Origin of the sequence: Epilithonimonas hispanica, assembly GCF_003385395.1 — a bacterium.
GTDB lineage: Bacteria > Bacteroidota > Bacteroidia > Flavobacteriales > Weeksellaceae > Epilithonimonas > Epilithonimonas hispanica.
In genome coordinates, this window is the sequence record NZ_QNUG01000001.1 from 1 (window position 1) to 19,585 (window position 19,585).

Sequence of the window (19,585 nt, forward strand, 5' to 3'; positions counted from 1 at the left end):
TCTTCTGTCCCAAAATGAGCCGTAAAACTAAATATATCCATATAATTACCTAAATTACAGTCAAATATAGTGAATTATTCCTAATTACGGATATTCATATTTATTTATATTGAAAAAAGGTTTTTCGTAAATGTTATTAAATAAAATACCATTGCACGAAATCAAATTTTTATGATATTCTATGCAATAATAATCACCATGAAATTGTATCAGTTGTAATTCTGTTTTATTAGTGTCTAACCATTTAAATTGTTGATAAGGAGTTAGAAATAATATTGTATAACCAATATACTCATAATGAGTTAGATTTATTTCAAACTTGCCACAACCATTAAATACGAAAATTTGGTAAAAAGGCTTGCTTACACTTTTCAAAAAATAGTCGCTATTAGTATTTTGTATGGAGATTTGATTCAAGCCTGATATTCTTTAAAAATTACAGCTAACGGAAAAAGGCATTGCGAAGTGTGGGCGAAAGAAGAACTGAAAGTTCAATTTCGACAAATGTAAGCCGATATTTTTTCCATGAAACTAACTTACAAAAAATTAGTGAAATGGAAAAATAGCGGCGCAAAGAAGGTAGAGTAGTTCAATCCAGACTTTAACCCCGCTTTTGCAGATATAATGTCGTTGCACAACTCAAATATACCCAAAAAGCCTTTTCTCTCAGCCTATTATTTCGTAAATTTAAACATGCAAATGTACAAGAATCTGAAGAAATACCTCAAGTTCCCAACGCGCAAAATCAACATTCAATCTCAAATTTTAGAACTTTCAAAAGGGAATCTTTTGCTTTTTCCCAAACCGCCAATATTAGTCACAAAAAAAGAGACTCTTCTCAAAGTCTCTTGTATCTCTAAAAATCTTTTGTCGATAAACCCCATAGTGTGGGAAAATACCCAACCAAAAGCTGCCGAAGGTTCCGTTCAACAGGGTTTTCATTGTTCGTGCTGCGCACGCAACGAAAACTTAGCTATTACATGAAGTTATTTTTTCAAAGTTTGTTTAATAGATAATGCTATTGCTTTTGCCAACAATGGAGGTACAGCATTTCCAATTTGTACCATTTGTTTCGATTTTGTTCCTTTGAATATGAAATCATCGGGAAATGATTGAAGTCGAGCCATTTCTCTAACTGTTATAACTCTTGGCTCTATTGGATGTATATTTACCCCACCATGATTTTCTTTAATTGTACAACTTGCTTCATTCCAAGGGCATTTCTTCCATGAATCAGAGTATTTATCATACAAACTTTTTCCTTCAGGTACTTTAGCTAATCTTTCTTTCATATCATCGGAATGCTTTGTTCTGACGTGGTTGAATTTAGGGTTATCTTTTACTTTTACTAAATCTCCAATTGCTTCTTTTGTGGTTATATATGAATCAGATTCTAAAATAGGTGCAGGGTGTTGGTTTTTTTTGCCAATTCTGTTTGCAATAAAAATTACTCTTTCTCTTTTTTGGGGAACGTAATAATCAGCTGAATTAAGAACGGTTACATTTACTTTGTAACCAAGGCTTTCAATATCTGTTCTAATTTTATCTTCAACTTTTCCTTTAAGCATAGAACGCAAGCCTTTTACATTTTCAGCTACAATAAATTCGGGTTGAAGTTCTTTGATAATTTCAAGCATATCTTTGTATAAAGAGTTTCTGGGGTCTTCTACAACTCTGTTGCCAGACATACTAAAACCTTGACAAGGAAAACCACCTGAAAGAACCGTTAGGTTCTTTCCTTTTAGTTTTTCTTTAACGGTATTTATAAATTTATCTTTTACTTCTCTTTTGGTTATATCGCCTTCAATTAGAGGATGAGAAAAATTTTCTCTGTAAGTCATTCCAGCTTCTTTGAACCAATCCAAACCACAAACTTGATTAAAACCAGCCATTTCAAAACCTTTAGCCATTCCACCAGCACCACAGAATAGGTCAGCAGAAGTTAAATCTAACTTTTGAGTGTTATCCCATTCATCTGAAATATCAACCCAATTAATACTATCTGTTTTTGTAGACTTTGGCGGAATTATTTCAATATCTTCAATTTCAGGTGCAAATAAAGACTTTTGAACAAAATACTCTAAAGCACTTTCTTCAACTCTGTGAACTCCTCCAATTTTATTTGACAATAATTTACCAGAATGAATATATCTTCTTACTGATTTTTGAGAAACATTTAATTTTGTTGCAACATCTTCAATTCTTAAAAGCTGGGTATTGTTGTCCATATTTGTCCAATTTTGTCCAAATATAAATATTGTTTTTTAAACAGACAACAGGTTATTGAAATTGAATCTAAACTTTAATGAATTTCTTGCGGAGTGTACTTGAAATTCTCCAAGAGAAATACTGTTTTGTCCATACTTAATTGTTACGCTACTTTTTTCAGTAAAGTCGTTTGAGTAATCGATTAATTTCGGATTGAATGTAATGTTTTCTAAATCGGATTTCCCAACAAGTTTTGAGTTAATATTGTTTTCATTTAGAAATAGAGACCATAAAATATAATCGCATTCATTTAAAAATTTGACATATTCACTCAAAAGTAAACATAGCTTTTCTTTATCTCTTACTAAATTTCTAAACTTTTCTTCATTCATATTTCCATCATACCAACCTTTTTCAGAAAAATGTAGGTCAAATGTTTTAGGAGAAGGTTGTCCGACTTCAGGAGGACAAACTTTGAAAGATTTTGATTTGTTGGTTTTTACTGATAAAGTTGCATTTTTTTCAAGGAAAAAGTCCACTCCACTTTTACTGTACCCTCCACGTTCTCGTTTTTCTGTTCCAGAATATTTTATTGGTTTTAACGGAAATAAATTTGTCTTATTCTGTGTATAATGTTTTTCAAATGCTTTTAAAATTATTCTATCAGAATTATTTAGTAATCTATCATTATTAGCTCCAGAATCAAGTTCAAAAACATTGCAAATTGCTAATTCTGCTGTATCCCCAAGTAAAGAATTGTTTATTTCTTTCTCTATTTTTAATAACAACGGAAAATTTTCTCTATGTAATCTAATTTTATATCCTGCTCGATTTGTATGCAACTGTAGTTCTAAAACTGTTCTTCCTTTATATTTTATTGTGTTTGACTCAATCCATTCTTTTGCAGTTGGTTTTGTAAAAGAAAAATTCTTAATGTCAAATGTTAATTCCGGTAAATCATCTCGTTTTAAAATTTCATAATTAAAATGATTGTCTTTGATGTAAAACCAACAATTGTAATCACTTACTAATGCGTAGTCAACGATAATAGGTAGCATTTCATCAATATGATTTAAGCAAAATTCTTTAAAGTTTTTTCTTGAAATTTCTTCTGATGATAAATGTCCAAAGAAATGATTAAATGTTTCATCTCCAGCTTGTCCCACGACTTTTGGAGCAAACATTTTTCCGTTTCCTTGGAATGTTCTAACAGAAAAAGTTTCATCATTTGCAAGTAAAAAATTATGAGGACAACGCTTTATAAAAGGTGAAGTGAATTCTTTTGAATCAGATAAATATTTAATTGGCTTTCTTCCTCTAAATATTTTAGGTATCATCTTTGAATTTATGAATCGCTCAAGTAAATCGTTATTTACTCTTTCTAAAGATATATTGTTTTCTAATTTGTATTGTTTACAAATTGCATATTGGAAGGTGATTCCAAAAGTTTCGTTATTCATTTTTATTAACTTTTACACAGCTCAAAAATACTGTTTTTTGTTTGACTTCCGTTCGTTAATAATTTCATGTAACGTTAAAAGGCTTTGCGATGCCGTGCCTAAGACAACTAAACTTTATATTAACAAAAAACTTTATTAAAATGAAAAAACTACAACTGAAACATTCAAGCACGGTATTGCAAAACCAATGTTATCTGCTGTACTAATTATTAACTATAAAAAAATAAATAAAATGAAATATATATTTTTTGCAATTGCCTTTATTTTTTGGTGCGTAATAACGGTTTTATCAATACCATTGATAATTCCGATGCTTATTCTGTTAGAAACAAATTGGTTTGATTTCCCCGAAAAGTTGCTTGATAAATGTTGAGCGGTTCAGAAGTATAGCAGACAACGGAAAAAGTATTGGCGAAGTGCGGACTTAATTGGACGAAAAGTTCAAGTTCAGACCAATCGTAGCCAATATTTTTTCAATGGAACTAAATTAATAAAAAATGTGGAATTGGAAAATATTGGCGGCTAAATATTACAAAAAGTTCAATTTCTCCTTAAACCCCGCATTTTGCCAATACAATGTTGAACTAAACCTTCGGTAGCTTTACCATTCGCATAAATCAGTTACTTTGTAAAACTAATTAAAAATCAATAGAATGGCAACAAAAAAAAGAGTTTAGAAGAGCTTAGAGAAAACAAGATCATCAATCAGGCAAAGCGCGAAGTGCCTGGTTTTACAGAACTTTTAAGCCGTTTTGAACGTACCGTTTCGGTGTTGGGACGCAGTCAGAGTACGTTCAATAATTACTCCAGACACGTGGCGGCGGTGTCGCTGCATTTTGGGAAAATCCCTACAGAGTTGGATGCAGAGCAGATCCACGATTACCTTTTTTACCTTCAGAAAAAATCAAAATCACCCTCGCAATCGTATTTTAAACACACGGTTTACGGACTTCGTTTTCTGTTGAAATCGGAAGGATTGAGCTACGGTTTTCTAAGTCTTCCGGAAATTAAAAGAGAGAAAAAACTGCCTGTAGTGCTTAGTAAACAGGAGGTTTGGCAGATGTTGTCCTGCTGTAAACTTCTGAAACATAAAATCTTAATCGGGATTCTTTACGGTTGCGGATTGCGCTGTATGGAGGTTAGAAATCTCCGTTTATGCGACTTAGATTTTGATAGAAAACAGTTGAAAGTGGTTCAGGGAAAAGGCAAAAAAGACCGCTATTTGCCACTTTCCGATCATTTGATTCGGGGACTCAAAAAGTATATCGAAGCTGAAAAACCAGAAGATTATCTCTTTGGAATGCCACGAGAAGGAAGAGCCGGCGGAGAGTTTGATTCCCGCTACTCACAACGTGGCGTACAATGGGCGGTGAAACAGGCTTCAAAAACGGCAAACATCCTGAAAGAAGTGAGTGTTCATACGCTTCGTCACAGTTTTGCCACGCATCTTCTGGAAGATGGGATGGATATTTTGAGCATCAAAAATCTCCTCGGCCACGAAAGTATTGATACGACGTTGATTTATCTCCAAATTGCACAACTTTCCACACAAAAACTCTTTTCACCGCTCGATACTTTGTTTTCGGAATTTGGGAAGAAATGAGAGGTTTTAAAACCATAAAAAAACAGCCAACTCAACCACAATCTCAATCTCAACCTCAATACGAAGTCGCCGATGTTTTAAACAAATTAGGTTCAAAATTGGAAGATTTAGGATTTAATTCTTGGCAATTAAGAACTTTATTTGCCTTAAAAAAATGCCGTACCTCTGCTTTGGGTGGTCATATTGACGCTTGTGATGAATGTGGAAATGTAAGCATCAGTTACAACTCCTGCCGAAACCGTCATTGCCCAAAATGTCAGGGCAAAAACCGTGAAAAGTGGATTGGGATGAGGGAAACCGAACTGCTTCCGGTACCTTATTTCCACGTGGTTTTTACGCTTCCTGATGTATTGAACAAAACCGCGCTTCACGAGCCCAAGATGTTGTATGATATATTGTTTGAATCGGCTTGGGAAACGCTTCAAGCATTTGGAAATAACCGTGGTTTAAAGATGGGAATGATTGCTGTTTTGCACACTTGGGGACAGAATCTGAGTCTTCATCCGCATTTGCACTGCATTGTTCCGGGCGGTGGAGTGGATGAAAACGGAACTTGGAAAAATCTCCGTTCAGATGGGAAATTTTTGTTTCCGGTAAAGGCTTTGAGTAAAGTTTTCAGAGCTAAATTTTGTGAGAAACTAAAAGATAAAAATCTTGAAGAGTATCCCAAAATCATGCGAAATCTGTGGGAAAAACCTTGGGTAGTTTACGCCAAAAAGCCTTTTGGAAGCCCAAAATCGGTGGTGGAATATTTGGGCAGATATACGCATAAAATCGCCATCAGCAACCAGAGAATCAGGAAAATTGACGCGGAAACGGTAACTTTTTCTTACAAAGATTACCGCCAAAAAGGCATCAAAAAGCAGATGGTTTTGAGCCACGCAGAGTTTATCCGAAGATTTGCGATGCATATTTTACCGAAAAGATTTGTGAAAATCCGTCATTATGGTTTTTTGAGCTCTACCTGGAAGCGTGAAAAACTCAAAATTTTGCAACAAAAATTAGGCATCCAGCCTAAAGAAAAGCTTCCGCCAAAAACTTTTCAGCCGAAATGTAGTTGTTGTAAAGTTGGAAATTTGGTAACGATTGCCACGTTCGATCTTCGAGGTCCGCCAAGTTGGTTTTTGGAGATGAGCCGAAATTTACCTGCTCCTAAATCTGCATTTTAGCGGATTTGGGTAAGGGAAATGTTACCCTAACGTGAAGGAAAGCACGATAAAACCAAGAAAAACTCGCCAAAATCACCCACAAAAAAAGAGACTCTTCTCGAAGCCTCTTGTATCTCTAAAAAATCTTTCTACGATAACCCCATAATATCTGAAAAGCCCAGCAAAAAGCTCCCGAAGCTTCCGTTCAACAGGGTTTTCATTGTTCGTGCTTCGCACGCAACGAAAACTTAGCTATTACCTGCAGTTTTTTTATTTTATGCCCATTTGTTGATTCTCACAGTCAATGAAGATTTCTTTGTCGAGAAATATTCTATTGCCTAACATTCCCGACATTCCCGAAAATTTCATTAGATAATATTGAGTTTTTGAAAATCCTTCTACATAGGTTACTTGTTTGAGTGTAACTTTTGCTTTACTAAAATGAATTTCATTTTTGGATTGTGCTGTGTAAGTCGTCAAAACATTTCCCCAAGAATTTCCTTTTTCAATGATAATTTTTGAATTTGATAGTTTCAATTTTTGCCAATTTTCTTTATTTGTAAGTAATTCGTAAGCACTTGTTCCTGAATCATATAGAAATTTGTCTTTATTATTATTTAATGTAGCAGGAATTATAATTTTTCTCTTCCTAAATTTAAAATCAAAAGTTTGCCCTGTGAAATAGTTAGGTGTTTTTTTTAAGTTAAATTCAATTGAGTTATCCTTGAAATTTATAATTGTTTTTCTATTTTCTAGAATATCTGCGCCTAAGGTTCCAACAATTTTTATTTCATCGTTATCAGTCTCTTTTCCGTAATCAATAATTTTAAATTTTTCGGATTTAATTTCAGTTTTTCCGATTTCAAAAATGCCATTTCCAATATTATCGTTGATTTGAAAATGCGGAAGGTTCTTAATGGAGTTTTTGTAGAAAGTTGTATATGGGCTTCCTGTATCAAACTGAACATAATAAGTTGTTGTGTCATTTTTAAAATTGATTGGCAACAGTAAGGCATTTTTATTTTCGTCAAGCCAAGTAATATTAATTTTTCCGCTTTCATTTTTTACAGTGAGATAATTATTTTCAGGCGAAAACTTTTTTTCAAAATAAAAAAACGCAATAATAAGTGAAAAGAAAAGAATGGTAAAAATTCCAATGATAATTTTTTTGATTTGCTTCATATTTTTTTTGCAATATTCTGAAAATATCAAAAAAAACATTGGTAAATTGTTATGACAATGTTACGCCATTTTTGCGACAATTTACTATAAAAAACTGGTTTTCAGTTTTATATACAAATCGTTGTTTTTGTTCAAACCAATGCCGTTAATAATAACAACTGTAAGTTTCAAAATCAGAAAAATAGTGACTGCATATATAAATAACGGCGTTTTAATTGAAAAATATTTTTGAACAAAAGGAATTAATATGAGTGAAATTGACAAGATAGCAGTCAGAATAATTTGAATACTTACAATATTTTTTCCAAGAATTTTATTTTCGTGGTCGTGAGTCTTTGAAGTTAGAATTAAAGGGAAAATAATTCCTCCAAAAGGTATAACCAAACCTGCCAAAGCAGAAAAATTTATTAGTTTTGCTCTTTCAGTATTAATTTTCTTTTCGCGTTCAAAAATTAGATTTTCAGGTTCAGTTTCTAATGCTTTTGAAATGGCACTTAATGAAAATCCTTTTAATGGGCTACCTGATTCAATTCTTTGAACTGTTCTCAACGAAATTCCCGATTTTTCTGCAAGTTCAATTTGAGTAAGATTTTTTTGTTCTCTCAAAATTTTAACTTTATTCATTTTTAAGCGGGTTTTTGGTAAAATTGCAGGTAACTCTCAAATATACGAAAGTTTTGTAATATTCTAAAAAAAATAAAATACTATTTTTCAGTGTATTACATTTTTATTATATTTGAATAGCCAGAATACGCAATACGTAGAATATTAAAAATACGCAACTCAAAAATGGAAAACTCATTCCTTGATTTTGACAAAGCACACTTCCATGCAGAGCCTGCTTTTCATCGTGGAAAAAATATAATTTGGATCCATTTCCCAAAAGATTTTAAACTCGTTGATGTCTTAAAAAAACAAACAATCCCAAAATGGAGCAAAACAAAACAATGCTGGTATATTTCGGATAATACATTTAACAGACAACTCTTTGGCTTAGAACTCAAAGTAATAGGAAAAGATGCTTTACAAAAGATAAAACCTATCAATCAGCCTGCTTTGCAGAATCTAATAGATCACATGAAGCTAAAAGGACTCAGCCCCAATACCATAAAAACCTATACATTAGAGTTTGCGCAGCTTCTTTACCTTATTAGAGATTTTCCAATAGATCAACTCACGCCAGAGAGGCTCAAAAGTTATTTTTTGTATTGTATCAATCAGTTAGAAATTTCAGAAAATCACCTCCATAGTAGGATCAATGCCATTAAGTTTTACTTTGAAAAAGTTCAACACCAGCCAAAGATGTTTTTTGACATTCCAAGACCTAAAAAACCTTTATTACTGCCAAAAGCACTCAATACCAATGAGATAAAAAAGCTAATTAATACTACCGAAAATCCCAAGCATCAGTTGATTCTCAAACTCGTCTATGGTATGGGACTCCGGGTAAGTGAAATTGTTAACCTCAAAATACAACACATAGACAGTCAGGCTATGCGTGTTCTCATACAAAGCGGAAAAGGAAAAAAAGATCGATATGTTAATTTACCAGAAAGCATCCTTCAAGAACTAAGGATATACTACAAAACAGCTCTGCCAAAAGACTATCTTTTCGAAGGACAATATGGAGGCCAATATTCCATTAGGAGTGTACAAGCAGTATTCAAAAATGCTATGAAAAAATGTGGAATCCATAAAAACGTTGGCATACACAGTCTGCGTCATTCCTATGCAACACATCTCATAGAGCAAGGTACAGATATCCGTTTTGTACAAGATCTGCTGGGGCATAGCAATATCAAAACCACAATGCTTTACACATCCCTTACAGACCAAAAAAAACGCATGATTAGAAGTCCGCTGGATAATCTCTAGACTAGGCAATCCTTACAGACAGATAACCAATTCCCCTCACACAGAAAAAACACATTGGCAATACACGCTTTTTCAGATAATGTCACACTATTGACATATCCTTACACCTTACACTTTCAACTTTTTCCATTATTACACAAACACGATGCTCAATATTTTTTTTATTTTATTTAGAATAATAACCATTTATAAACCAATATATTGTGAAAAAAAATCGTAACTTAGTCCTACAAAAAACTAATTACGATGAAACCAAGATTAATCATTACTCAGACTATGATAGATCAGATTGTCTCTACCATTCTCAGCAATCTGTCTCAACCACAAGATATTTCAATAGAAAATCGAGGCAAACTACTCAATTGCAAGCAGGTCGCCAGTTATCTTGGAGTGTGCGAAAGAACAGTCAAACATTACATTCAGAAAGGTATCATCACAGGATTTTATCTAGGCAGCATTTGGCTTACCTATGAGCTCATTCTCCATGTAGACCTCATGAATTTATACTGCAGCCAAAATCAAAAATAGTAATTCATTTATTTTTTTTCGGTAACATATTACTATACCTACTTTATACACACCTAGGACTATAATGTCCTAGGTGCCTATATGGTTTTACATAATTTAAGATAATCACTCAACCCCGGTTATACACATGATAAAGTCCTAAAAAAATCTCACCCTTTAGGGCAGGGGCAAAAGATTTTTTTCATCATTACCACCCAAGATAAAATTTGACAAAGTCAATCACTTTGTGCCTTAAACCCACAGAATCCTAAAAAAACCTTTCGTGCCCTTGTGTATAAAACCAACAAACCTCAAAAAAAATCTCCCCCTTTAGGGTCGGGGCAAAAGATTTTTTATACTCCCAAACCTCAAAAAAAAATGCAACATCCCGAAAGACATTGCATTACTAACCATCAAAACTTGTATCTAGCAAAAACTAAGATACCGTTACCGTCCCGGCATACTCAGACAAAGACACGCGTTCCCCATCAGCATCCAAAGCGCACACCCATACATCCAGTGTTTTCCCTCGGTAGCGGCGCATCACGCTCACGTTGGCAGAGCCATCCGCACGCGTAGCAATATTCCGTACCAGCCTTGGGCGGTGTTCATCCTCTGCGCAGTACAGCACATAAACTTGATCCGTGCCAAACGCATCCTCATCATTCGTATTATCATCCCAAGTCAACTCAAAGCTCAACGCAGCTGACGCTGTCAAATCGTTCAGATAAAGACCTTCCAAATCACCTTTGGAAAACAAAATCTCCGAATTTTCACGATCTAAGCTGTTGGCTGCATAATTCAGCTTATAAGCCTTCATCACATTGCTTGTGGCTTTGTTGTACCTAGAGCTCAGTCCTGTGCGTTGTCCAAAGTGTTTTAGAGCAAAACTCTTATAACCAGACACAAATTCTGATGCAATAGTCATCCTGCTTTTTACAAGCGTTTGCTTACTTGTAGATGGCTTATCAGTAAGCCGCGGTCGCGTTTTACTGATTTCTGTACCATTCACGTTGGCAATTACAATTCTTCCGGTACGCCCTTTGGTACCACCTAATACCGAGTCTGTTACTTTTCCCATAATTTGAGGTTTTATTGGTTAAACATATCGTAAAGATCTATATTTTTTTAAACCATTTTTCGTTCTTTCCATTATTTTCCAGTCTTTTCCAGTCTTTTCCAAAAAAAAGCACACAACCTCAAAAAGTATCCCCTCAAAAACCGCCCCAATCACCCGATCATCTATTCACCCATTCACCGTCCAAAACATCATTTTCACCGTCCATTCATCGTCCAAAACATCATTTTCACCGTCCAGAATGCTACTTTCACCGTCCATTCACCGTCTGTGCACCGTCCATTCACCGTCCATTCACCGTCCGTGCATCGTCCACTCACCGTCCACCGTCCGTCCACCGGGTATCCAAAACCCATCCATAATCTATAATCTATAATCTATAATTTATCCATCTATCATCTATCCATCTATCATCTATCCGTCTATCATCTATCATTTATCCGTCTATCATCTATCCGTCTATCATCTATCCATCTATCATCTATCCATCTACCTCCAAAAAAAATCGTAACTTTACAAAAATCCTTTACAAACCATTTGAAAAATATACTCGTTCTATTTGCCCATCCATACTTCGAGCACTCTACCACCAATGTTAGATTGCTAGAGTGTTATGATGATTTAGATAACATTACATTTCGCGATTTGTATCAGGATTACCCAGATTTTCATATTCAGCCATTCCGCGAGAGAAAGCGGATAGTACAGTACGACAGGATTATTTTCCATTTCCCAATCATTTGGTTTGGCTTGCCGCCCCTGCTCAAGTTATGGATAGATGAGGTCTTCGATATGCGTTGGATTTCAGAGAGCGGTATCAATATTCTTTCCGGAAAAGATGCACTCATAATCACAAGCGTTGGCGGACGAGAAAGTAACTATACACAAGAAGGAAAATACGGAACAGGAGTAGAAGAATTGCTTTCTGGGCTCAAAGTGTCTTTGCATGTCAACAATATCAATCTCAAAAAAATACACATCATTTACAATGCCGATAACCTTAATGAAACAGAACTCAATCTGCTTTCCCAAGAATTGGCAGAAACCTTAAAAATAAAATAGATGCAAGGATCCATTGCAATGACAATCCTGATCTTCCTTGGTGCGGCCATTATTATGGTTCCGTTAGGAAAAAAACTGGGTCTTAGTTCGGTAATAGGTTACATCCTTGGTGGCATTTTGATTGGCCCTTTTTGTTTACAGCTCACAGGTAGAGAAGTAGAAGACATTATGCATGCTTCAGAATTAGGAGTAGTTATGATGCTTTTTTTAGTCGGGTTAGAGTTGGAGCCTCAAAAACTGTGGCACATCAGAAAACGAATCCTAGGGCTTGGGGTCAGCCAGATGTTGCTCAGTATTATTGGGATTTTTATCGTGTTTTATATTGCCGGATTTGGCTTCAAAAAGTCATTTATCATTTCCCTTTGTTTTGCAATGTCATCCACGGCAATTGTTTTGCAGACTCTTAAAGAGAAAAATCTTTTCCGGACAGTCAGCGGAGAATCTTCCTTTTCTATTTTACTCTTTCAGGATATTGCCGTTATTCCTATTTTGGCTTTATTACCTTTTTTATCCAAGTCCAAAAGAGCCCTGGAACAAGCAGGACACGAGAAAATTCTGCTCCAGTACCTCCCGGATTGGCTCCAGCCCTTCACCGTGATATTAGGCGTTCTGGTGCTCATTCTTTTGGGGCGTTATCTCTTCATCCCATTCCTTAGGTTTGTGTCTAAATCTGGCCTTAATGAGTTGCTCACAGCCGCCTCATTATTCCTGGTGATTGGCGTCTCAGAACTGATGATTTCTGTAGGCCTTAGTCCCGCTCTGGGGGCGTTCATAGCTGGTGTAATGTTGGCCAATAGCGAGTTTCGACACGAGCTAGAAAGTGATATAGACCCTTTCAAAGGGCTTCTTTTAGCAGTCTTTTTTGTAAGCGTGGGCGCCACTATTAACTTTGACATCATAGCTTCGAAGCCTTTCTTTATCTTTTCCGCAGCCTTTATTGTTTTAGCCATCAAGGCAATTGTGCTCTTTGTAATTGGAAAATACTATAAAATGAATAATGAGCAGAGTTTCTTCTTAGCTTTTGCCCTCTCCCAGGTCGGTGAGTTTGCTTTCGTTTTGGTTAATTTTGCAGCAAGTTTATATTTGATAGATTATCAGGCCAATTCAGAGTTAATGGCTATTGTGGCCATTACAATGTGTATTTCGCCATTACTTTTGATTTTCAAGGAGAAAGTTCTCGATCAACGATTCATCAAGCAGAAAACTGAAGAAAACATAGAACTGGGAATCATAAAACAGCGTAAAGTTCTTATTGTAGGTTTCGGATTCTTTGGAAGTACCGTAGGACGTCTTTTGAAAGCCAACGGGATTCGTTCAACGGTTTTGGATAATGATCCCGATAGAGTAGCATTGCTGAGGTCAAACGGTTTCAATGTTTATTACGGTGATGCAACCAAACCTGCTCTGTTGAGGTCTGCAGGGATAGAAGATGCAGAACTTCTAGTGCTTTGTTTGGATGACCCAGAGAAGAATAAGTTTCTCGTAGATTATGTCAAAGAAAACTACCCCGATGTCAAGATTTTTGTAAGAGCCAAGAACCGTTTAGATGCTTACGATTTCCTCAACAAAAACGTTAGCAACATCTACCGAGAAACTCTTGGCACAGCAGTAGATATGGCAGTAGATATTCTTCATGAAAGCGGAATGCGGAAATATACTGCCCGCCGAATGGGAAAAAGATTTATGTTGATTGATAAAGCGATGACCAGACGTTTAGCCAAGGAAAAAGACAAAGAGATGTTTACCTTCACACTTCGCGAGTCTCTGGAACGCGAAGCAGAATTATTGGCGCTCGACAGCATTTCCTTCGAAGAAAACCATTGGAGTGGGGAAGATGACGATGACAAATAATGCTTGCTTAAGTTTTCTTAGTTTGTCACTCCGAGGCTCTCGAAGAGTTTCAAAATTCTGGAAATAAAGAACGTATATTTTCCTAGTTTTCATTACATTTATTCCCCGAAATAATTTCTATTCTATGAAGAAAATAAGAACTAGTTTATTAGTAACATTCATTGCATTTAACGCAGGAAATTTGATGATCAATGCGCAGCAGAAAAAAGCTTCTGTTGCCACAGAAAAAGCTATGAAAGACAATCCATTTCTTAAAAAAAGTCCGTTGCAATATCAAGCTCCGGAATTCGATAAAATAAAAGACGAGCACTTCAAACCGGCTTTCGAGTTTGGTTTGAAAGAACAATTAGCCAACATCGATAAAATTGTTAATGATAAAGCAGCTCCTACGTTTGAGAATACAGTTTTAGCTTTAGAAAACAGTGGCGAAACATTAGGCAGAGCAACTATTCTTTTTTATAATTTGACAAGTTCCAATACCAATGATAATCTTCAGAAATTAGAAGAAGAATACGCACCAATCTTTGCTTCTCATTCAGATAAAATCAATTTGAATGACAAGCTTTACAAAAGATTGAAAGCAGTTAAAATAGACAAGTTAGATGCAGAAAGCAAAAGATTAACCGAGTTTTATATTACCAATTTTGAACTAGCTGGGGCGAATCTTTCTGCTGAAAACAAAGAAAAGCTGAAGGAAATCAATCAGCAATTGGCAACTTTAGGAACGCAGTTTAGCAACAAGTTGTTGGAAGCAAGAAAAAAAGGCTCAGTTCTGATTTCTGATGTCAAAGAGTTAGATGGTCTTTCTGCGGACGAAATTGCTGCTGCTGCAACCGATGCAGAACAAGCCGGACAAAAAGGAAAATATCTTTTGGTATTGCAGAACACAACGCAACAACCGCTTTTACAGAATCTTAAAAACAGAGCAACAAGGGAAAAACTCTTCAAGGCTTCTTGGACAAGAGCTGAAAAAGGAGACGAAAATGATACCCGCGAAACGGTTGAGAAATTAGCAAAACTAAGATTACAGAAAGCTCAGTTATTCGGCAAGAAAAACTTCGCTGAATGGAGCTTGCAAGACCAAATGGCAAAAACGCCGGAAGCTGCAATGGGACTTTTGGCGCAATTAGCAAAACCTGCTGTTGAAACGGCTAACCGTGAAGCAAAAGAAATCCAAGAGTTGATTGATTCTCAAAAAGGAGGTTTCCAAGTAAAACCTTGGGATTGGAATTTCTATTCAGAGCAGGTTAGAAAAGCAAAATACGACCTTGATGAAAACGAAATCAAACCTTATTTCGAAGTGACAACAGTTTTGGAAAAAGGTGTTTTCTATGCTGCCGAGCAATTCTACGGAATCACTTTCAAAGAAAGAAAAGACCTTCCTGTTTATCATCCGGATGTGGTTGCTTATGAGGTTTTCGACAGAGACGGAAAATCTTTAGCATTATATTATCTTGATTTTTATACAAGAAGTAATAAAAGTGGTGGAGCTTGGATGAACAATTTTGTTCCTCAATCTCACTTATTAGGTCAAAAACCGGTTATTGTGAATGTGTATAATTTCCAAAAACCTGCTGCAGGAAAACCTTCTTTGGTTTCTTATGATGATGTAGAAACGATGTTCCATGAGTTCGGTCATACTTTGCACGGCTTATTTGCTAATCAAAAATATGTTTCGATTTCAGGAACAGCCACGCCGAGAGACTTTGTGGAATTCCCATCTCAAATCAATGAGCATTTTGCATTGGAGCCAGAGATTCTGAAAAATTACGCATTACATTATCAGACTAAGCAACCAATGCCCCAAACTTTGATTGATAAAATCAAAAAGGCGGCAAACTTTAACCAAGGTTACGCGACAACAGAATTGGTAGCAGCGGCGACTTTGGATATGAATTGGCATACAGTAACTTCTGACAGCCAGTTGATTCCTGTTTTGGATTTTGAAAAACAGGCTTTGTCTAAATACGGATTATTAGTTCCTCAAGTTCCACCAAGATATCATACGCCTTATTTTGCGCACATTTGGGGCGGTGGATATTCTGCAGGTTATTACGCTTATCTTTGGTCCGAGACTTTGGATTCTGATGCTTGGGAATGGATAAAAGCGAATGGCGGAATCAAAAGAGAGAATGGCGACAGATTTAGAAAATATATCTTATCAGTTGGTAACAGTGTAGATTTGAACAAAGCTTTTGAAGAATTTACAGGTCATAAAGCTGATATCAAACCACTTCTCAGAAGCAGAGGTTTCATCAAGTAAGACTTAAATTAAACTAATAAAAACGTTTCCTAATTTGGAAGCGTTTTTTTGTTTTTGACTTTGAAGTGAATTTTTGATTAATTTTAATTTTTGAGAATTAAATAAGATGAAAGTAAAATCGAAGATTTCATTAATTATATTGGCTTTTACATTTGTTATAAGTTGTAATAAAAATAATTACGATGAATTTGAGTTTTCTTACGGAAATACTTTTGAAACGAATTTTTCAATAAGATTTACCCAAAATGATTCCATTTATCTTCGCGAGAATTGGTCTCCTAATGATAGTAATGATAATATCCCTTATCCTAAAAGCAAAACTAATTACATTGCAATTCTGACAAGAAAACAAAAAGAGGAATTAAATGCATTTTTAAGTAAGATTGATTTTAAGAAACTCGATACAGTTTATTTCGAACGTTATGAAGATGGAAAACAGTATAAACTTTATTTTAAAAAGAATGATTTTGAAAAAACTATTTTTGTTCGTAGTCATCATTCTCCACAAGAATTGGATTCTTTAGCAAATTGGATTGTGGATGTGAAAAGAAATTTAAAACTCAAGAAAACTAACAAAATTCTTGAATTTAAAAGTAAATTTTACTCTATTCCGCCACCACCTCCGCCAATTTCAAATTAAAAATTTAATTAACTTCGTTTTGCGAATAACCTAAAAAACTAATGAAAAACCTGAGCTTTTTATTAAGCTTCCTCTTACTGAATTTGATGTTCAATTGTAACTCCAAAGAAGAAAATCAGACTAATGAATTAATTGAAAATAAAGAAGTCAATTCAAAAGATTCATTGGTTGCGATTCAGATTGATTCGACTAAGATTCCAAAATCTATAGAATATAAAGGAAATTTTAAAAACGCTGTCAGTTGGAATGATGAATCAGGAGAAAACTTCGTCATTTTATCAGCAACAGGAATCTTTAGAAATGCTGATAAACACGAGTTTGATGACAGTGAAGACTCCGAATTGTTTGCTTATCATTTTAATTTGAATAAAGGAAAACTGTTGCAAGTATGGAAACTTTATGATTTTGTAAAAGACTGTCCGGTTGATATCGATGCGGAGTTTTATAATCAATTTCCGAAAGTAACAGACCTTAATAAAAATGATGTTCCGGAAGTCTGGATAATGTATAAAACGGGTTGTCACGGCGATGTAAGTCCGGTAACTCTAAAACTGATAATGTACGAAGGCAATAAAAAATACGCTATGCGAGGCGAAAACAAAGTACAGGTTGGAACTGATAATTATCTCGGCGGCGAGTATAAATTTGATAAAAGTTTTAATTCTGCTCCGGACGTTTTCAAAAACTTTGCGATTAAACTTTGGAAGGAAAATATTGATAAAAAATAAACCTCTGTGAAAAACAAAAACATCTACTATCACATTATCTTGATTCTGCTCCTGTTGCTGATTCCAGTTTTGTCGTCGCCCGAGTTGGATAGTAATCTGAGAATGATTAACTCTACGCCATTCCAAAGGGACTTTTCTAGATATGTTTTGCTTATTGTTTTTTTCTACCTCAATTTGGCTGTGCTTCTGCCGAAATTGTATGATAAGAGAAGACTTTTGTTGTATTGGGTTTGTGTTTTCGTTTCCTATGTCTGGATATGTACACTTCCGTTTTTTGTTTTTCCGGATAATCGCGGTAGCGACCTACGTTTTGATTTTTTCCAAAATGAGATGTCGAGTGATAAAAAGAATATCCAGAGATTCGAGGATTTTTCACCACCGCCTTTTGAAAATGTTTCTACCGAGAAAGGAGCTAAGTTTGAAAAAGAAAATTTTACACGACCTCCCAAAATACTACCTCACGGAAAAGGTTTCCCTCCTCCGAAAATGATGGATAGAGAAGACTCTTTTTCCAGAAAATATATCTCTGGACTTTTACCGTTTTTGTTTTCATTTCTAAGTTCTTTTTTCCTTTATCAATCCATCAAGAAAAAAGAAATAGAACGCGCCAAAGCGAAAGCAGATTTGCTGAATCTCCGTTATCAGCTCCAGCCACATTTTCTTTTCAATACGCTCAATTCGATTTATTCTTTGATTTTGATGAAGTCTGATGATGCTTCGGAAGGGATTTTGAAATTGTCAAACGTAATGCGTTATATTGTGGAAGAGAGCGAAAATGACTTTGTTTTGCTTTCCAAAGAGTTGTTTTATATTAAGGATTATATTGCGTTACAACTCATAAGAACAGACAGCAGTCTTGATTTTTCTTATGAAGAAAGTGGAAATACAGAAGGCGTTAAAATCGTTCCGATGATTCTTCTGAACTTTATTGAAAACGCTTTCAAATACGGTTATAATGCCGAGGAATCTTCGAAAATATCTATTAATGTCAACCTTGACGGCGAGAAACTGAACTTCAAAGTCTTTAATAATATCGTTAATTATTCCGCTGCGGACGAATCTACAAAAGTCGGAATGAAGAATACAACAGAACGTCTGGAAAAGCTTTATCCGGGGAAATATTCTTTGAACATTGATGAAAATAAAAAATCGTACTTTGTGGAACTAAATCTTGACCTCAGTTCTTAGCTTATGATAAAAGCCATTGCCATTGATGACGAAATTCTTGCCCTGAAAATTATCGAAACTTTTGCTTCGAAGATTGAGAATATGAGTCTCGAAAAAACTTTCAATAAGCAAAGCGATGCTGAAAAGTATCTCAGAAAGTTTCCTGTGGATTTGATTTTCTTGGATATTCAGATGCCGAATAAAAATGGCCTTGATTTCTACAAAAGCCTTTCTCAGGATACAAAAGTGATTTTCACGACGGCTTATTCAGAATATGACGTTGATGCTTTTGATGTGAACGCGGTCGATTATCTGGTTAAACCTTTTTCCTTTGACAGATTTCAGAAAGCGGTTGAAAAGGTTAAGATTAAACCAACTTCGGAGACACAAAACCAGTTCCTTCTGATTCGTGCAGATTACAAACTTCATAAGATAGAATTCGAAGATATTAAGTTGATTGAAGGTCTTGACGATTATGTTCAAATTCATTTGAAAAGTTCTTCCAAGATTACGGCTAGGTCTTCTATGAAAAGCATTATGGAGAAGCTTCCGGAGAAGGACTTTGTGCGCGTTCATCGGTCTTATATTCTTCCTATAAAATCTATAAAAGGCATTGTCAACAAGAACATTCATCTCGATGATTTTATCATTCCTGTTGGGGAAACTTACAAAGATGATTTGAAAAAAATCATACGATATTATTAAGATTATTTTAAGATTTCGCTTGAAAATCGACACTTTTTTGTTGTTTTCATCAAAAATTTCGTCTTTTTTTTAATCACTTCTATCTTTGACTTATAAAACTTAAAGAAT

15 protein-coding genes are annotated in these 19,585 nt (G+C 35.1%); 10 read left to right on the forward strand and 5 right to left on the reverse strand.

Translation table 11 applies throughout. The features are described from left to right. Positions 1-986 precede the first annotated feature (986 nt). Together DRF58_RS00010 and DRF58_RS00015 are read right to left on the reverse strand one after the other, a co-directional pair. A complete protein-coding gene (locus tag DRF58_RS00010) occupies positions 987-2,228 on the reverse strand; it encodes a DNA cytosine methyltransferase (protein WP_116031298.1) in 1,242 nt (413 codons plus the stop codon). A 36-nt stretch (positions 2,229-2,264) separates the two neighbouring features. Continuing rightward, on the reverse strand, positions 2,265-3,668 hold the full coding sequence (locus DRF58_RS00015; RefSeq protein WP_116031301.1) for a hypothetical protein: 1,404 nt from the start codon (positions 3,666-3,668) through the stop codon (positions 2,265-2,267). 721 nt (positions 3,669-4,389) lie between these two features. Here DRF58_RS00015 and DRF58_RS00025 point away from each other — a divergent pair. Further along, positions 4,390-5,271, forward strand: coding sequence for a tyrosine-type recombinase/integrase (locus DRF58_RS00025; protein WP_245955324.1), 882 nt, complete (start codon positions 4,390-4,392; stop codon positions 5,269-5,271). Continuing rightward, positions 5,268-6,440, forward strand: a complete 1,173-nt coding sequence (locus DRF58_RS00030; protein ID WP_116031306.1) for an IS91 family transposase — start codon at positions 5,268-5,270, stop codon at positions 6,438-6,440. Before DRF58_RS00025 ends, DRF58_RS00030 begins: the two co-directional genes overlap by 4 nt. A gap of 249 nt (positions 6,441-6,689) precedes the next feature. Here the strand turns inward: DRF58_RS00030 and DRF58_RS00035 are convergent, their stop codons facing one another. Then, positions 6,690-7,601 carry a hypothetical protein gene (locus tag DRF58_RS00035; protein ID WP_116031695.1) on the reverse strand — a complete coding sequence of 304 codons (912 nt, stop codon included), beginning with the start codon at positions 7,599-7,601 and terminating at the stop codon, positions 6,690-6,692. An 84-nt stretch (positions 7,602-7,685) separates the two neighbouring features. After that, complete coding sequence (locus DRF58_RS00040) at positions 7,686-8,225, reverse strand: helix-turn-helix domain-containing protein (protein ID WP_116031309.1); 540 nt, start codon at positions 8,223-8,225, stop codon at positions 7,686-7,688. Between the two features lie 165 nt (positions 8,226-8,390). Here DRF58_RS00040 and DRF58_RS00045 point away from each other — a divergent pair, with 165 nt between their 5' ends. Further along, positions 8,391-9,476: a tyrosine-type recombinase/integrase gene (locus tag DRF58_RS00045; protein ID WP_116031311.1), complete on the forward strand. Its 1,086-nt coding sequence runs from the start codon at positions 8,391-8,393 to the stop codon at positions 9,474-9,476. A gap of 943 nt (positions 9,477-10,419) precedes the next feature. On the opposite strand, the gene DRF58_RS00050 is transcribed toward DRF58_RS00045, so the two are convergent. Continuing rightward, positions 10,420-11,064, reverse strand: a complete 645-nt coding sequence (locus DRF58_RS00050; protein WP_116031314.1) for a DUF6266 family protein — start codon at positions 11,062-11,064, stop codon at positions 10,420-10,422. A gap of 534 nt (positions 11,065-11,598) precedes the next feature. On the opposite strand from DRF58_RS00050, the gene DRF58_RS00055 reads away from it, so the two are divergent. From DRF58_RS00055 to DRF58_RS00085, 7 genes are all read left to right on the forward strand, one after another. Further along, complete coding sequence (locus tag DRF58_RS00055) at positions 11,599-12,123, forward strand: NAD(P)H-dependent oxidoreductase (protein ID WP_116031317.1); 525 nt, start codon at positions 11,599-11,601, stop codon at positions 12,121-12,123. Further along, a complete protein-coding gene (locus DRF58_RS00060; RefSeq protein ID WP_116031319.1) occupies positions 12,124-13,974 on the forward strand; it encodes a cation:proton antiporter domain-containing protein in 1,851 nt (616 codons plus the stop codon). Between the two features lie 184 nt (positions 13,975-14,158). Further along, complete coding sequence (locus DRF58_RS00065) at positions 14,159-16,237, forward strand: M3 family metallopeptidase (RefSeq protein ID WP_245955334.1); 2,079 nt, start codon at positions 14,159-14,161, stop codon at positions 16,235-16,237. A gap of 106 nt (positions 16,238-16,343) precedes the next feature. Continuing rightward, positions 16,344-16,877, forward strand: coding sequence for a hypothetical protein (locus DRF58_RS00070; RefSeq protein WP_116031324.1), 534 nt, complete (start codon positions 16,344-16,346; stop codon positions 16,875-16,877). A gap of 41 nt (positions 16,878-16,918) precedes the next feature. Continuing rightward, a complete protein-coding gene (locus DRF58_RS00075) occupies positions 16,919-17,605 on the forward strand; it encodes a M949_RS01915 family surface polysaccharide biosynthesis protein (RefSeq protein ID WP_123902339.1) in 687 nt (228 codons plus the stop codon). A gap of 6 nt (positions 17,606-17,611) precedes the next feature. Continuing rightward, positions 17,612-18,793: a sensor histidine kinase gene (locus DRF58_RS00080; protein WP_123902340.1), complete on the forward strand. Its 1,182-nt coding sequence runs from the start codon at positions 17,612-17,614 to the stop codon at positions 18,791-18,793. Between the two features lie 3 nt (positions 18,794-18,796). Continuing rightward, a complete protein-coding gene (locus DRF58_RS00085; protein ID WP_116031333.1) occupies positions 18,797-19,477 on the forward strand; it encodes a LytR/AlgR family response regulator transcription factor in 681 nt (226 codons plus the stop codon). The last annotated feature ends 108 nt before the right edge of the window (positions 19,478-19,585 follow it).

What these genes read in the sequence shown, in the direction of transcription:
- DRF58_RS00035 (WP_116031695.1), bottom strand. Translation starts at nt 7,601, where the DNA reads ATGAAGCAAATCAAAAAAATTATCATTGGAATTTTTACCATTCTTTTC.
- DRF58_RS00045 (WP_116031311.1), top strand. Translation starts at nt 8,391, where the DNA reads ATGGAAAACTCATTCCTTGATTTTGACAAAGCACACTTCCATGCAGAG.
- DRF58_RS00070 (WP_116031324.1), top strand. Translation starts at nt 16,344, where the DNA reads ATGAAAGTAAAATCGAAGATTTCATTAATTATATTGGCTTTTACATTT.
- DRF58_RS00040 (WP_116031309.1), bottom strand. Translation starts at nt 8,225, where the DNA reads ATGAATAAAGTTAAAATTTTGAGAGAACAAAAAAATCTTACTCAAATT.
- DRF58_RS00030 (WP_116031306.1), top strand. Translation starts at nt 5,268, where the DNA reads ATGAGAGGTTTTAAAACCATAAAAAAACAGCCAACTCAACCACAATCT.
- DRF58_RS00085 (WP_116031333.1), top strand. Translation starts at nt 18,797, where the DNA reads ATGATAAAAGCCATTGCCATTGATGACGAAATTCTTGCCCTGAAAATT.
- DRF58_RS00075 (WP_123902339.1), top strand. Translation starts at nt 16,919, where the DNA reads ATGAAAAACCTGAGCTTTTTATTAAGCTTCCTCTTACTGAATTTGATG.
- DRF58_RS00015 (WP_116031301.1), bottom strand. Translation starts at nt 3,668, where the DNA reads ATGAATAACGAAACTTTTGGAATCACCTTCCAATATGCAATTTGTAAA.
- DRF58_RS00060 (WP_116031319.1), top strand. Translation starts at nt 12,124, where the DNA reads ATGCAAGGATCCATTGCAATGACAATCCTGATCTTCCTTGGTGCGGCC.
- DRF58_RS00010 (WP_116031298.1), bottom strand. Translation starts at nt 2,228, where the DNA reads ATGGACAACAATACCCAGCTTTTAAGAATTGAAGATGTTGCAACAAAA.
- DRF58_RS00050 (WP_116031314.1), bottom strand. Translation starts at nt 11,064, where the DNA reads ATGGGAAAAGTAACAGACTCGGTATTAGGTGGTACCAAAGGGCGTACC.
- DRF58_RS00065 (WP_245955334.1), top strand. Translation starts at nt 14,159, where the DNA reads ATGATCAATGCGCAGCAGAAAAAAGCTTCTGTTGCCACAGAAAAAGCT.